The sequence below is a fragment of the Chelativorans sp. AA-79 genome (assembly GCF_029457495.1).
Classification (GTDB): Bacteria; Pseudomonadota; Alphaproteobacteria; order Rhizobiales; family Rhizobiaceae; genus Chelativorans.
On the sequence record NZ_CP120361.1, the window covers coordinates 255,375 to 268,732 of the forward strand.

A 13,358-nucleotide genomic window follows, 5' to 3' on the forward strand; every position below is an offset into this window, starting at 1 on the left:
CAGAGCCCACCCCCGAGCTCAAGCTAAACTACCCGGACAAAGCGCAAAAGTCTTCATCGGATGATGTGCATCCCCTAGGACTTTGAATTGGCGAATGCCAACTCTTCCTGCAGCTTAACCAACGCTTTCCGTTTCGGAAGCTGTAGCTTCCAGCGGATCATGTCACCGAGATGCCGTTGGATATCATTGTGCTTCGCTCCGAAACGCATGACCTGCATTTTCTCGTCGAAATTGCCAAGATCCAAATTGTAACCTGCCTCATCCGGCGTCACCGCGTCCTTCAATCCAGGGCAAAGCGCCTCACGATCAGCCGAGCTCATCTCAAAGTAGCGCCACATCGGATTGGTATGACCGAAGTCAATCTCACCCTCCTCAATAGCAGTAAACAAACGCTCAAGGTGCTCTGGGTTTTGATCCCGGCCATAGCCGAAATCGTACGCGAGCTTGGCCAAGGCCTTAAGTACGACAGGTTGCGCCGCGACGGTGTTCTTCTTGGCGCCTTCTTCTCCCCAATATGGAATTTGCGCGACGGCACCCCAAAACCGACAGCCATACGATTCCTTGGCGTTGATGTCGGCAGGTGAGGCGCCGTTAATAGTGGTCTTATTTAGGAAAAGGAGCGCATTTATCGAAATGAGATCCTTTCGAGAAATCACGCCCTCGTCCTTGTGCCAATCGTGCGGATTATCGGTGTCCACTACCTTGGCCTTGAGTATGTCGTTACCCAGCAACCGGTCCTTAATAAACCGATTGACGGCATTGGAATTATCGAACTCGTAAACCAGCCCACTCTCGACTGTCTTTCCAAGATTGTTAAGATCGTGGAATAATTGGCGCTCTTGTTCGAAAGTCAGACCCAAATGGGTCTCCACTACAATTGAGCATTCAGCACGCGCGACCTCAAAAGCGGCTGCCCAAACCTGCATCTCTTCCGGAGTCGGCTCCCGCTTGGCGTCTCCTGCCGGCACGTAGAGGGCGGGTTTCCGAGGGTAGCGACCATTGTTGATGACCGACTTAAGAAAATCGAACACCATGTGCATGGCGAAACGGCGGTGCTGGCCGTCAATTACCCAAAGCACGTGCTTATCTGACAGAAAGACCGTGATCACACCGCCCTTGCGCTCGAACCGAAGTCCATCCCCTCCAAACTTACAGGTCCGGATATTGGCCGTAATTGGTTGCATCGAGATATACGGTTGGGAGCCTATATCTTTCTGAATTGAGACAAGCGCGGGCGGAAGCGGGCGACCCTGCACCTCAAGCTTGCGGCGAGCAGTGTCGATGAGCCCCTTCAAGATAAATATTGCTAGCTTTTTAGCGTGCGTTTCATCAAGCCGCCGCTGTGCTACTGGCAACTCACGATGCGCAGGCAGTGCCTCAAGGTTAGCCTTATTCGCCACCTCGGAAATCTCATAAAATGCTGCCATGGGAACGCTCATAATAAGGGTTCGATTACCCATATTTGAGCCTACCAGAACGTTGAAGGGGCGACCCGAATGATCGCCCTGATCCAAGAGGTCATCCAAACTGTTGGTGACAGTTGGTTCGATTTGATCTACATGTACGTCATCCATCGAATGTTCCTTTTCCGCTTCGGCGGGATATCGGTGTGAATCGCGCGACCGGCGGTTTCCAGACACTCCGGTCGCGCGACGTTTTTTCCGTGGGCGAGTGGTATTTCCCACCCACGCTTAAACTCTCCTATTCGAGCTGAGCCACAGCATCTGGTTCCTCCTTTTCCGCTCGGGTTATCGGCTGTCGCTTGCGGTTTTCCAGACACTCAGCGACGATTCTTTTTGTAAAGGAATGACCGCGATGTCGTCAACGAAAAATCGCCTGGCCAATTGAAAAAATGGCCAGGTCGTTTTTTCAGGCGCGCCTGGGCGGTTGAGATGGGAAATGATCTGTGGTCGCCTACTGATCTACACGAGTCGGCCCGAGGAACGTCACCAGGCGTTTTTCTATCGCCTGAAGGTCGCGGAGTTCGCATTCCCAAATGATAAGCGCTCGCCAGCCGAGGGCTTCCGCTGCTGCTTGATTTTTCAAATCGCGGGCTCTGTTTTGCTCAAGTTTTTGCTTCCAGAATTCGCGTCGAGTGGTGGGGATCCGGGCCGCAGCGCATCCGGGATGCTGATGCCAGAAGCAGCCGTGAACTTGGATTAGGCATTTGCGATTGGGCAAAGCGATATCAGGACGACCAGGTGCGTTCTTCCAATGGATACGGAAGCGATAACCCAACCGATGAAGTGTACGGCGGACGAGTATTTCGGGTAGCGTGTTTCTTGAGCGAATGAGCGCCATGTTGGCGCTCCGCTGCTCTGGCGTAATAAGGTCAGCCATTGGAGATTCCGCGCCCTAACAGAACTGTTGAGCGCAATGCTAATGAAGGAACTTGACTAAGGCGAGGCGTCCATATGAGCCAAATGGTAGCGAACCCGCCGCCACTTGCCCTGCTCAAAACTATCGCTGTACCGCCACGCGCGATCTTCATTAATGAACGCCATCTCTTCGGCCTGGTCCCCATGCCGGACGACTAGTTCGGCCGCGATTGCCTCGATTTCGGCTTTGGGAATCAGACGCGGCCGTATCTGCCCCTGCCAGACCTCCCAGCCGATTGCGCCGACAATCGGGCTTAGCGCCAGAATGACAAGAGCCCATCCGACGAGCGTGAACAGAAAATCGCCGACCGCTTGCAGCATCCCATCCCCCTCTGTACCAGCAGGGGATGATGATTATCGTCTACAAGTGCCAATCCAAAGCAAAATGTGACTCATAGTCCGTGGGCCAATCGTCTACGCGATCGCCTCTATGCCCGACATGGAGGACGTTCGACAGATATTGGCGACGAACATGCGCTTAGCGCGCATCGCCGCCGGCTTTTCGCAAGAGGAGCTTGCCGACCGGGCGGGCATCGACCGAACCTATGTGTCGGGGATCGAGCGGGGGAAACGCAACCCGACGATCGCCGTGGTCGCTCGGTTCGCGGAGGCGCTGGGCACGACGACGGCCAATCTGCTGGCACGGGGCGCCTATGCCGGGAGTAGCCAGCGGAAGCCCTGATGGGCAGTATCGGCCTCGCGCGCGTGCGCGAAGAAGCGATCCACGAATCACAAATGGCGGACTGCCCTCCAACCCCCTACAGTTGCCCCGCCAATAGGCGCGGCAACGCCGTCCGGGGAGATTTTTTGGCGGGAGGGGGATTAGACGACCGGAAGGGAGCAAGCCCAAAACGGCGGCTGGGGGCACCATACTCTCGTTAAGGTAAGGGTGGCTTAGCCTAACGCGTTGGGGATGTGCAGCTTTCTAAATTGGACAAGTCTGCCGGGGAGCCTACGGGGAGCGAGCCGCCAATATCAGGGGACCTGACTGCCAATATCGTCTGAAGCCAAGGACAATTCCTAACAGCCTACAGCCTCGGCATTCAGGTCCCTTGAGCATGCCCTATATTGCCGCCGGCACACTGCCGGGTAGCGGAGTCCGTGTGTACAAACTCTGGTAAGGCGCGTCTTGCGAAACTCGCTCGACCAGCAGACCGAATTCCCCCTTGGCCAGGGCCACCATTTTAAAATCGCAGTCGTCGGCGGTGGCGGTGTATTCTGGCTCGCCGCGACGGACCATTGCCTGCGTCACAGCTCGCTGGCCTAGAAGGCAAAACTCTACTGCCTCCGCGATCTTCCCCAGGCGAACCAGTTTCTCTACTCCATCGCCAAACGATATCGAATCCCATTCGCGTTCGAGCAGAAGTCCCTGCTTCACATACCACATATCTTCTTTCCTCCTTATCAGAACGGCAGTTTCGGTGGCGGCAGCAATTGGATGCCGCGATATTCTGATTTCAGGTTCTTTGCGCCGCTCACCTCGGGAAACTCCTCGAACAGCCGGCGACTGAAATGTTGCAGCTGCATGCCCATACTGAGAGGAACATTGTTTTCCGCCGCCCACTGCCGAAATTCGCGGAAGAGTTCACTCTTATCGCATCGGGCATCCGGACTGAGATGGCACCTCTCGGCTACAAATTGCTTCAGCGGCGTCTCGGAGATGAGTTCGCGGATATCCGCGTCATCGGATTGCGAAAATGATCCCACATCACGTAGGCGCCTAAGGCCGGCAAGCGCCCAGTTCATGATCGCCGGCAGTTCGGCGGTCAGCTTTGCTCCAAGCTCTCGATTTTCCCGACCGACAAAGGATTCCTGAAGGCGAATGATAAGATACCGCGCTTCCAGTGCCTTCGCGCCGTCCGGCAGATCGGGCACCTCGTTGGACATAAGGGTTATCCGGGTATTCAGCTTACCCTGCCACGCGGTCTTGTTCTTCCGATCGATTGATTGAGGATCTTCACCCACAATCGACAGCAGGTTCTCGGCAATCGCATACCGGTCATCGCGAGAGCTGGTCCGAGCCTCATAAACGATTGCAACCGATTTACCGATGAGTTGTTGCAGGCCAAAGTTCTGGCCGAACTGCCGGAGCTTTGGAGCAACGGCGTTCGCGGGACCGACCAGACTCTGCAGAAGACGGCCAATCGTGCCTTTGCCGGATCGGCGAGGACCAACGATAAGCAACAGCTTTTGGTGAGAGGTATCGGTCCCGAGATTGTAACCGAACCACTCTTGAAGCAGGTTTTGCGCGCCTGCGTCATGAGCGAACACCTGGTCCAGGAATGCCTTAAAGTAAGGCATCTCGGTCACCGACGGGTCGTAGTCGAATGGCAGCACATTGGTGCAGAACAACGCTTCTGTCGGTGGTATCAGCGTGCCGGCATCGAGGTCGAGGACACCGTTCTTGAACACGACCAGATTGTCCGTGGCGCCTTGGCGGCCATCAAGCCAACATGGGGGCTGATGATCAGTGCGAGATAGCAGGCATGTCCCGTTGACGATGGAGATGACGCCCGCAAGATTGGTGGGCGAAGCAGCCCACGCCGCACGCTCCAGGCCTTCGCCAACAACGACCGGGTACCCGTCATATATTGCCACCAAATCCGCGTGAACCTGCCTCGGATCAAGAAGCTGGTAGCCTGAGCCGGTCCAGTCGTAATACTCGTCGTTAAAGTAGACGAGGTGAGGCCGAAAGTGGGTTAGGTAGTGCTTCGCTACTATTCCGTGCGCCTTACCCACCAGCGGGCTCTTGCCGCGAAGCTCTCGTGCTTTGCCGGCGAAAGGATTCTCAAAAGTCCTCATGGCCGGCCTCCACTTCTGAACGTTCCAATCCCAAGGCCATGATCGCCTTTGCGATTGCGCGAAAGGCAACGCGCCGAGGATTTGGCCGGCCGGATTTCGGCTTCAGCCAGTGCTCGTTGAGGGTTTCATTTTCGGGGTCCAGAAGTGCCGCCACGATAGCCGAGATCGGCTCTCCCGCCTTCAGCGCAGCTGACGCGAACGAGATGATGCGAGCCGAACGATCTGGGTTGATGTTCCCGGCCCAATCCTCGCCAGAAGCCGCGCGGTGCTGAAATTCCTCGGAGAGAGGAGGTGAGGGATTGCGGTCATGTGCTCCGATCTGCCGGAGCAAATCAAGCTCCGCCTCGTTTGGCTGCCGGCCGATTTCGCGTACCGCTTCCGCAACATAGGGATCAACACCGTCAGCGATGGCGACGCGCTGCCAGTGCCGCGCTCGCGTCGGAGTGATATGCCGCAGGGCAGTCTCGGGGCTAACCACCACGGCGTCAGGACAAGGCGGCATAATCCACGTCGCGCGCAGGCCGGTCTTTTGATTTATCGTCCCGCAAAGACGCGAAAAGCGATTGATGTTTGAAACGTCGTCAACCGTCACCAGCGATGGGTCGGCTTCATTGCGAAGCCAGGTATTGACGCGATCAGCCAATTCTAGCGCAGCTCGAAAACGCTTTTCATTGTCGCTGTGGGCAGGCTCCGCCAGCCGGAGCGCGGCTTGGACGCCCCGACCGCTGAACATTCGATAGTGCAGGGCGACAGGCAGGCGGTCGAGCAGTTCATTTGCGTGATCAACTGCGCGGTCGCCATCTGCGCTGACAGGATCAAGGTCGATAACCAGCCACTCGATCGATGCAATATCCTCGATGAGAGGCGGATTGCCCCATCTTGCAGCGGAAATACGCACCCCATCGGAACGCCGTCGATAGAGCCTTCCATCTACGCAAGGATTTCTAACGACGTAGAGATTCCGGGCGGCGCGCTCTGCACGCGACACCCAAGACGCCGCAGCATCCACCGTGTCGAACCGCACGGCGGTTGTTGTCCGTACTTCAATCGATGTAGGCAGCGGATTTCGCGCTACGAGAACAAAGGGGGGCGTCTGCATGGCAAGGTCGATCAGGAGATCATGGTTGCTCATGTCGGTCACTCCCCCGCCTTTGGAGTGCCGTCGCGATGATTGAGGCGGTCGGCAAACCACTCCTCGATTTCGGCTTCGGCGAAGGCGATACGATGGGAACCGATGCGAACTGGTCGAGGGAATCGGCCATCGCGGATGCGCCGATAGATTTCGGTCTTCGAGAGCGGAATGCGCTCCATGACCTGCTTTAGTGAGAGTAGGCGGTTCGGCATGTCTGGGTCCTCCATGTGGTTACATGCAGGCCCATTCGAGCAGGGAGGGTGGATCACGGGGCGTGGGTTAAATCGGGCGAAAGCAGGCCGATTAAGTCCCACCTAAAGGCGGTGTGGGTTTCTCTTGATCTGGCGCACCACAGTCTCGAAATTCGAGATTGTGTAGTTGATCGGGTGGAGCGCGACGCCCGCATGCTCGAGGAAACGCATTGCCAACGACTCTGCCGCACGCGGCGCTGATTTGTCGTCGCTGAGATCGACACCATCAAGGTCATATTGACGTTCAACGCCGTGGCCGAAGGGCATTCCTTTTTCGATGCTCCAGAAATCGATCAGCACGGCACAAAACGCTTTGAGGGGATCGAGGTCGTTGGCTGCCTGTCCAGTCCGCGAGCGGCCGGGATTGCCGCGAGGCCGCCGATAGTGGTCGCGGTACTCTTCCAATAGTTCAGCCACGAAGCGCAGCTTTGCGCCGACGGGATCGCTCTGGTCGGACGGGTCTTGGAAGAAAGCAACGTCGCGGTGCAATTCGGCCGGCACTTCGCTCCACAGCCGCAAGGCACGCTGGACGGCGGCAAGCGTCGGTTCGATATCTGCTGACTGCCCAGTCGAGCGCTCACGCCACAGCCAAAAATTCTGCACATCGCGATGCGCTTGCGCAGCTTGAACCAACGCGCCTTGGAGCCGCTCCGTATCGAGGCCGTAGTCTCTCGCTATCTCTTCGGCGAGACCGGCTTGGATAGACACCGTCACTTCCGCACAATCCCCATCAGGTGCGCGCCATACGCCTGTAGCGCCTCGCGCTTCTCCTTCAGATAATCGTGCTTGTTGTAGATCTTTTGCAACCCCGGCCGCGCGTGCCCAAGCACCGCGTCACGGACCTCCTGATTAAAGCCGAGATTGGCAAGGCGCGTTTCGCAGGTCACGCGCAGATCGTGGATGCGGAAGTGCTGGAGGGAAGCCGTCTTGTCGCCGGTCTCCTCGCGCAGGTGCTTGAGCGCCGCCGCGTCGAGCGCCCGCTTGCCCTGCGAGAAGCCCGCGACCGGAACCCTTCCATGCTTCGAGGAGAACACGAAATAGTCGTTGCGGCCAGCCCATACCGGAAAGGTCTCGAACAGCGCCCAGACGAATTCCGACATCGGCACGATGTGCTCGCGCCGGCTCTTGAAGCGCTCCTTGCCGAGATCGAGCCAGCGGTTCTCCGTGTCGATCTCCGAGCGCTTGCAGAAGGCCCACTCGGCCCGCCTCTGGCCGGTCAGCATGAGCGTCTGATAGAGCGAGCCGAACGGGTAGCGAAGGTCCTCCGCAGCCTTCCAGATCGAGCGTAGCTCGACGTCGGTGAGCGCACGGCCTGCCTCCGTGTTCCGGGCGAGGTCCGTACGCTTCATGCCGGAGAGCGGGTTGCTCTCGATGATCTCGCGATCCGCCGCCCAATTGAAGATGCGCGACATCTGCTTGCGCACCTCGCGCGCCGTGCCGATGCGGCCACTCGCAACAAGATCGTCCATGATCTCGTGGACCTCCGAGCGGCGGATGTCGGCAATCGGCCTGTCGCCCAGGCGCGGCACGACATGCAGGCGAAGCACCCGTTCGACGTTCTGCCAGCTCGATATGGTGCGCATCGCGTCCTGCTTCACATGACGGTCGAGCACGGCGGAGAAGGTGTTCGCCCGCCGCTCCTTCACCGCCTCGATAAGCTCCGCCCTTGGGTCGATCCCTTCATTGGCCTTGGCGATGATCGCCCGCGTCCGGTCCCTCGCGCTTGCGAGGCTGAGGACCGGCCACTTGCCCAGCGTGATGCGGTGCTGCTTGCCCGCCAGCGGTCGACCACTCTCCGTCTCGCCGCCCTCGCCGAGTACGCGGTAGATGACCGAGAACGATTTCGCACCCTGTTCGGTAACCCGCAGCACGAGCCCAGGGCATAGCTCATCGCCCATCTCCAGCCGCCCCGCCTTGGGCGGGCTCATCCGCTCCAGCACCTGATTGGTCAGCCGCTTCTTGTTTGTCGTAGCCATTGCTCCCCCGATGTGGCAAAGAGGTCCGATTCGATTTTTCCGGGGTTTCCACGGGGAGCCAAAAGGCCCGGTTTTCAGTGGAACCCCACGGAACGAATCGTGTCCGCTCCCCGGAGGTACGACAATCAGTTTTGGCATGAAGAAGTTACTCTGTGGGACAGAAAGTTAAGCAGAATCAATGGGTTGCCAAGGTTGGGTCGAGGGTTCGAATCCCTTCGCCCGCTCCAAAATCTTTAAGACTCAAAGCCGCGGAACGCCGCGGCTTTCGTGTTTTCAGGGCGGTTGAGATCATAATTCGAGATCTTGCATCGAGGGATCAGGGTTACCGCATGGTCACCAGATAGCGCATCCACCCCGGCGTGAAGTCGCGGTTTTTGCCTGCTCTTAGGCGGTCGACAATCCAGCTCCAGAATGCGAGCTCCAGCCCGAAATTGTACCCGAGACGACCCCTACTCCCGCAGCCGGCCGCTGGACCGTCATCCTGTCGACCCTGCTCAAGGCATTCCTCACGGCCGCGATCTGCCTGCTCTTCGCCTATCCGACTGCTTATGCAGTCCATTTTATCGCCGGCCGTCGGCTCGCCGTCGTGCTGTTGGCGCTGATGACGATCCCCTTCTTCACCTCCTATCTGATCCGCTCCTTCTCCTGACGGCTGGTGCTTGGCCGGACCGGCATTATCAACACCTTGCTGCAGGACGTCGGGCTGATATCGGCGCCGATCGACTGGCTGCTGTTCAGCGACTTTGCGGTGATCGTGGGCCTAGTCGCCTCCTACCTGCCTTTTGCCACCTTCCCTCTCATCCTGGCCATGCAGCGGGTCGATCCGATCGTCCTTGCGGCGGCGCGCGACCTCGGCGCGGGCTTCTGGACCGTGTTGCGAACCGTGCTTCTGCCGTTCACCCTGTCCGGCGTCTTCGCCGGCTTTCTCTTCGTGTTCGTCATGGTCGCGGGATCGTCGACCGAGGTGCAGATGCTGGGCGGCGCCGGCGCCAGCGTGATATCGGTGATGATCAACGACGTGATGCGGGTAGCGAACTATCCGCTCGCCTTCGCCATTTCGACGATTGTCCTCGTCATCATCTTCGGCCTGGTGCTGATTGGCAACTGGACGGTCTGGCGCGCCTGTTCGAGGATCGGAAACAATGACGATCCGTGACGAGCCTATCCCGCGGCTGGTGGTCTGGACGATCACCGTCCTCGGCTTCGTGGCGATCTACGCGCCGCCGCTCTACCTGCTCGGCATTTCGTTCAGCCCGTCCCTCCAGCCCCGCTCGCCCTACCCGTCGGAAGCGACGCTGAAATGGTATGCCGCGCTGGCGGGCGAACGCGCGCTGCTCGCGGCACTTTGGCAGTCGGTTGCGATTGCGACGGGAACGGCGCTGGCCGCCACCTTGCTGTCCCTGCTCGCGGCTCTCGCCTATGTCGAGCTGCATATCCGCCGCGCCAGGTGGTTCCTGATCGTCATTCTTCCGATGTTCGTGCCGGGCGTCATCCAAGGGCTTGCCCTCTCGGTCATCATGACCCGCGTCGGGGTCAAGGCTTCGGGCCTCACCGTGATGGCAGGGCATCTTTTATGGGCGATGCCCTTCGCGTTCATCGTCATCCTGACCAGCTTCGCGGCGGTGCGCGGCTCTTTTCTCATGGCAGCCGCGGATCTCGGCGCCGGCCGGTGGAGGCAGTTCCGCGACATCATCCTGCCGCTGATCCGGCCCGGCCTTGTCAGCGCTTTCGTATTTTCGTTCCTGCTGTCCCTCAACGAGTTCACCCGCGCTTTCTATCTCGCGGGCAGACAGAACACACTGCCGGTCGTCCTCTTCGGCAAGATGAATTCCGGCGCCTCGCCGACGATCTACGCCATGTCGGGCGCAAACCTTTCTGGTGTCGGTCCTTTGCGTAGGCGCGATCGCCGCCCACGCTTCCGTCAAGCGGCCTCGAGAATAGCATCCAAGGTGCTTCGGTTCTTCGCCCGCTTGTTGGAGGCAGGAACGCCGGAGGCCTGGCCATTATGCACGCCTGATGCAGGTCAAGGGGCAGCGGCATTCCTGGTTCAAAGACTGGCGCGATATTTGCATTACTTGTTTGGCACTAGGCCAGAGGCAACCGAAGGGGAGGTTGCAATCAGAGAGGTAGCGCCATGTTCGCGCATCTTAATCCCACCATTGACGTCCGGCTGCTCCGCACGCTGCATCTGCTCTTGAGTGAGCGCAATGTTTCGCGGGTGGCCGTGTTTCTGGGGCAGACGCAGCCGGCGGTGAGCCAGAGCCTGAAGAAGGCGCGGAATGTATTCGGCGACCCGCTGCTCGTGCGCAGCGGCCACATGCTCGTGCTGACGGAGCGCGGCGAAGAGGTGCGGCGCGCTATCGAGATGGTCCTCGGCGGCCTCTCCGAGGCATTGTTGCCGGCCTCGACCTTCGATCCGCGCACCGCCCAGACCCGCATCCGCATCGCGGCGGTCAACTGCTTCGGCATCTTCCTGATCCCGGCGATCGGCGAGCGGATAAGGAGGGAGGCGCCACAGATTGCGGTGGACTTCTTCGCCCCCTCCCCCAACTCCGACCTGCAGCAGGAATTGGGCGCTGGGCGGGTGGATATCGTCATCGGCAACTGGCCGGCACCCACGCCAAGCCTGCGGCATTCGGCGCTTCTTCACTGCGGCATCGCCTGCGTGGCGCGCGCTGACCATTCCTTTTTGGGGCCGGGGCCGATCCCGCTGGAGGCCTATCTGGGATTTGACCACGTCTCGCCCACGCCGGGCACGAGCGCTGCGTTCAGTCCGATAGATGGCCGCCTTTATCAGCTTGGCGTGCAGCGCCGCATCGCCATGTCGGTGCCGGAATATTCACTGATCCCGGCGGTGCTTGCGGAAACCGACCTGCTGTTCACCACGGCCCGTCCCTATGCCGAGCGGATCATCGCCGCATCGCCCCCGGGGCAGCTCCGCCTCATCGAGGCGCCTGCGGAGTTCGGCGAGATGAATCTCTACATGCTATGGCACGAGCGCGCGCATTTCAGCGCCCACAATCGATGGCTGCGCGGGCTCGTCAAGAGTGCCGCCAAGCGCTTCGACCTTGCGCTGCACAGCGCGGAAATTGCCGGCACATTGCGCGGAAGGATGACGCAACCCCTTGAGACTGCTAGGTCATAAGCGATCGGTAATAACAGGTATGTCGCAGCTGCTCTTACGCGGCGAGCCCGTTCCTGCCTACTATCATTGCAGAAACGATGGACGCCTAAATTTTAGGCGATCAGCCCGAATTCTTGACCGATCGAAGGGAATCCTGCGCGATGCTCATGCACACACTGTTGCTGGATGGCGCCAACCGAACTCCGGATAAGCCCTGCTTCTTCTGGGTGGACCGCGGCCGTGGGCTCACCTATGCGGAAGCGGCCGCTGCCATGGACCGCATGGCCGGCGCTCTCCACGAGCTCGGCGTGCGCAAAGGCGACCGCGTCACGATCTTCGCGCATAACGGGCTCGACTACCTTGTCGCCATGCTCGGGTGCTGGCGGATTGGCGCAATCGCGGGGCTGGTCAATGTGAAATTCGTCGACGAGCTCGATTACTATTTCGCCGACCACGAGCCGAGCGTGGTCATCTACACCCACGATATGGTTGATGCGGTGCGCCGTGCCGCAGCCGGTGTTTCCTCGGTCAAGGCGCTGGTTTGCATGGATGGTCCGCAGGACGGTGCGCACGGCCTCCCCGAGCTCATGGCGGCCGGACTGCCTGCGCCGGCCGATCCTTCAGACGAAACGGCGATTGCGCACCTGTCCTATACGTCCGGGACGACAGGCAAGCCGAAGGGTGCGTGCCTAGCGCACGAGCCTACCGTGCGGGCCTGCCGCTGCATTGCCGAACGGCTGCGCATCACCGGCGATGACATATCCTTCGGCCCGAGCGCGCTTTCGAGTTCCTATCAGCTCGTCGGCAATCTCTTGCCGCAGCTTTCCCGTGGTGCGTCGATCAACGTGATGGGCCGCTGGACGGCCGAGACCGGATACGATGCGATCGAGGTACGGCAGGCGACCATGCTGATCGCCAACCCGCCGATCCTGCAAGACCTTCTTGTCCAGGGGACGCTGCGCGGCCGAAAGCCAGGCCGGTTGCGGCTGGGCCTGTCCGGCGGCGGGCCGGTGCCGCCGCAGCTCAAGGCGGCTTTCCAGCAGACGCTGGGGATTCCGCTCGTCGAGAGCTACGGCCAGTCGGAGCTCGGCGGTTTCGTCGCGCTCGGCTTTCCCGAAATAGGCCCGCGGGATCAAGAGACGCGCCGCGTGGGCCCGCCATTGCCTGACAAGGAGGTGCGCATTCTCGGGCGGGACGGCAACGAACTGCCCGTTGGCGCCGTGGGCGAAATCGCGCTGCGCGGCGGCTTCATGGTCGGCTATTGGCAGCGTCCCGAGAAGACCGCGGAAACGCTGCGCGACGGATGGCTGTGGACCGGCGACCTCGGCTCCATGGATGCAGAGGGGCAGGTCACCATGCGGGGCCGCCGCTCCGAGCTGATCGAAGTGGGCGCGCAGGACTGGTATCCGCGCGATGTCGAGGAGGCGCTTTGCACCGATCCCGACATCGCCGGCGCCGCGGTGGTCGGCGTGCCCGATCCAGCGCTCGGCAGCCGTCCGGTGGCCTTCGTGGAGACAGCGGCGGCGGTCGATGCGGACGCGCTCAAGCGGATGATCGCCGGGACGGTGAGCTACGACCTTGCACCGCTCGAGATCGTCGCAATTGCCGAGATGCCGATGACGCCGACCGGCAAGATCGCCAAGGCCGAGCTCACTGCCCGCGCCCGGGCAGGGCTCTGACACGACCGGAGATTTC

At 60.1% G+C, this 13,358-nt stretch carries 14 protein-coding genes; 5 read left to right on the forward strand and 9 right to left on the reverse strand.

Going from position 1 to position 13,358, the window contains the following annotated elements; translation table 11 throughout:
- Positions 1-74: 74 nt before the first annotated feature.
- The 3 genes from PVE73_RS01290 to PVE73_RS01300 form a co-directional block, all read right to left on the reverse strand.
- Entirely contained in the window at positions 75-1,574 is a 1,500-nt protein-coding gene (locus tag PVE73_RS01290; RefSeq protein ID WP_277365209.1) for a DNA sulfur modification protein DndB, read from the reverse strand.
- 340 nt (positions 1,575-1,914) lie between these two features.
- On the reverse strand, positions 1,915-2,340 hold the full coding sequence (locus tag PVE73_RS01295) for a very short patch repair endonuclease (RefSeq protein WP_277365210.1): 426 nt from the start codon (positions 2,338-2,340) through the stop codon (positions 1,915-1,917).
- 56 nt (positions 2,341-2,396) lie between these two features.
- Positions 2,397-2,699, reverse strand: a complete 303-nt coding sequence (locus tag PVE73_RS01300) for a hypothetical protein (RefSeq protein ID WP_277365211.1) — start codon at positions 2,697-2,699, stop codon at positions 2,397-2,399.
- Between the two features lie 151 nt (positions 2,700-2,850).
- Between PVE73_RS01300 and PVE73_RS01305 the strand changes: the two genes are divergently transcribed.
- Complete coding sequence (locus PVE73_RS01305) at positions 2,851-3,060, forward strand: helix-turn-helix transcriptional regulator (RefSeq protein ID WP_277365212.1); 210 nt, start codon at positions 2,851-2,853, stop codon at positions 3,058-3,060.
- Between the two features lie 381 nt (positions 3,061-3,441).
- On the opposite strand, the gene PVE73_RS01310 is transcribed toward PVE73_RS01305, so the two are convergent.
- The 6 genes from PVE73_RS01310 to PVE73_RS01335 all read right to left on the reverse strand — a co-directional run bounded on the left by PVE73_RS01310 (position 3,442) and on the right by PVE73_RS01335 (position 8,539).
- Entirely contained in the window at positions 3,442-3,765 is a 324-nt protein-coding gene (locus tag PVE73_RS01310; protein WP_277365213.1) for a hypothetical protein, read from the reverse strand.
- A 17-nt stretch (positions 3,766-3,782) separates the two neighbouring features.
- On the reverse strand, positions 3,783-5,180 hold the full coding sequence (locus PVE73_RS01315) for a phage/plasmid primase, P4 family (RefSeq protein ID WP_277365214.1): 1,398 nt from the start codon (positions 5,178-5,180) through the stop codon (positions 3,783-3,785).
- Positions 5,167-6,312: a hypothetical protein gene (locus tag PVE73_RS01320; protein ID WP_277365215.1), complete on the reverse strand. Its 1,146-nt coding sequence runs from the start codon at positions 6,310-6,312 to the stop codon at positions 5,167-5,169. The genes PVE73_RS01315 and PVE73_RS01320 overlap by 14 nt, the downstream gene beginning before the upstream one ends.
- Positions 6,313-6,317: 5 nt before the next feature.
- Complete coding sequence (locus tag PVE73_RS01325; protein ID WP_277365216.1) at positions 6,318-6,524, reverse strand: AlpA family transcriptional regulator; 207 nt, start codon at positions 6,522-6,524, stop codon at positions 6,318-6,320.
- Positions 6,525-6,626: 102 nt separating this feature from the next.
- Positions 6,627-7,271 carry a hypothetical protein gene (locus tag PVE73_RS01330; RefSeq protein WP_277365217.1) on the reverse strand — a complete coding sequence of 215 codons (645 nt, stop codon included), beginning with the start codon at positions 7,269-7,271 and terminating at the stop codon, positions 6,627-6,629.
- Between the two features lie 2 nt (positions 7,272-7,273).
- Positions 7,274-8,539: a site-specific integrase gene (locus PVE73_RS01335; protein ID WP_277365218.1), complete on the reverse strand. Its 1,266-nt coding sequence runs from the start codon at positions 8,537-8,539 to the stop codon at positions 7,274-7,276.
- Positions 8,540-9,194: 655 nt separating this feature from the next.
- Here PVE73_RS01335 and PVE73_RS01340 point away from each other — a divergent pair.
- From PVE73_RS01340 to PVE73_RS01355, 4 genes are all read left to right on the forward strand, one after another.
- Entirely contained in the window at positions 9,195-9,695 is a 501-nt protein-coding gene (locus PVE73_RS01340) for an ABC transporter permease subunit (protein WP_277365219.1), read from the forward strand.
- The gene (locus PVE73_RS01345; protein ID WP_277365220.1) at positions 9,682-10,737 is read left to right on the forward strand and encodes an ABC transporter permease; all 1,056 of its coding nucleotides are present in this window, start codon (positions 9,682-9,684) and stop codon (positions 10,735-10,737) included. The genes PVE73_RS01340 and PVE73_RS01345 overlap by 14 nt, the downstream gene beginning before the upstream one ends.
- Entirely contained in the window at positions 10,674-11,684 is a 1,011-nt protein-coding gene (locus tag PVE73_RS01350; RefSeq protein ID WP_277365221.1) for a LysR family transcriptional regulator, read from the forward strand. Before PVE73_RS01345 ends, PVE73_RS01350 begins: the two co-directional genes overlap by 64 nt.
- Before the next feature lie 140 nt (positions 11,685-11,824).
- Complete coding sequence (locus tag PVE73_RS01355; protein WP_277365222.1) at positions 11,825-13,342, forward strand: class I adenylate-forming enzyme family protein; 1,518 nt, start codon at positions 11,825-11,827, stop codon at positions 13,340-13,342.
- Positions 13,343-13,358: the final 16 nt, after the last annotated feature.

Coding starts and splice junctions, on each gene's coding strand:
- PVE73_RS01325 (WP_277365216.1), bottom strand. CDS start 6,524: ATGCCGAACCGCCTACTCTCACTAAAGCAGGTCATGGAGCGCATTCCG.
- PVE73_RS01315 (WP_277365214.1), bottom strand. CDS start 5,180: ATGAGGACTTTTGAGAATCCTTTCGCCGGCAAAGCACGAGAGCTTCGC.
- PVE73_RS01310 (WP_277365213.1), bottom strand. CDS start 3,765: ATGTGGTATGTGAAGCAGGGACTTCTGCTCGAACGCGAATGGGATTCG.
- PVE73_RS01300 (WP_277365211.1), bottom strand. CDS start 2,699: ATGCTGCAAGCGGTCGGCGATTTTCTGTTCACGCTCGTCGGATGGGCT.
- PVE73_RS01290 (WP_277365209.1), bottom strand. CDS start 1,574: ATGGATGACGTACATGTAGATCAAATCGAACCAACTGTCACCAACAGT.
- PVE73_RS01355 (WP_277365222.1), top strand. CDS start 11,825: ATGCTCATGCACACACTGTTGCTGGATGGCGCCAACCGAACTCCGGAT.
- PVE73_RS01305 (WP_277365212.1), top strand. CDS start 2,851: ATGCGCTTAGCGCGCATCGCCGCCGGCTTTTCGCAAGAGGAGCTTGCC.
- PVE73_RS01320 (WP_277365215.1), bottom strand. CDS start 6,312: ATGAGCAACCATGATCTCCTGATCGACCTTGCCATGCAGACGCCCCCC.
- PVE73_RS01345 (WP_277365220.1), top strand. CDS start 9,682: ATGACGATCCGTGACGAGCCTATCCCGCGGCTGGTGGTCTGGACGATC.
- PVE73_RS01295 (WP_277365210.1), bottom strand. CDS start 2,340: ATGGCTGACCTTATTACGCCAGAGCAGCGGAGCGCCAACATGGCGCTC.
- PVE73_RS01335 (WP_277365218.1), bottom strand. CDS start 8,539: ATGGCTACGACAAACAAGAAGCGGCTGACCAATCAGGTGCTGGAGCGG.
- PVE73_RS01350 (WP_277365221.1), top strand. CDS start 10,674: ATGTTCGCGCATCTTAATCCCACCATTGACGTCCGGCTGCTCCGCACG.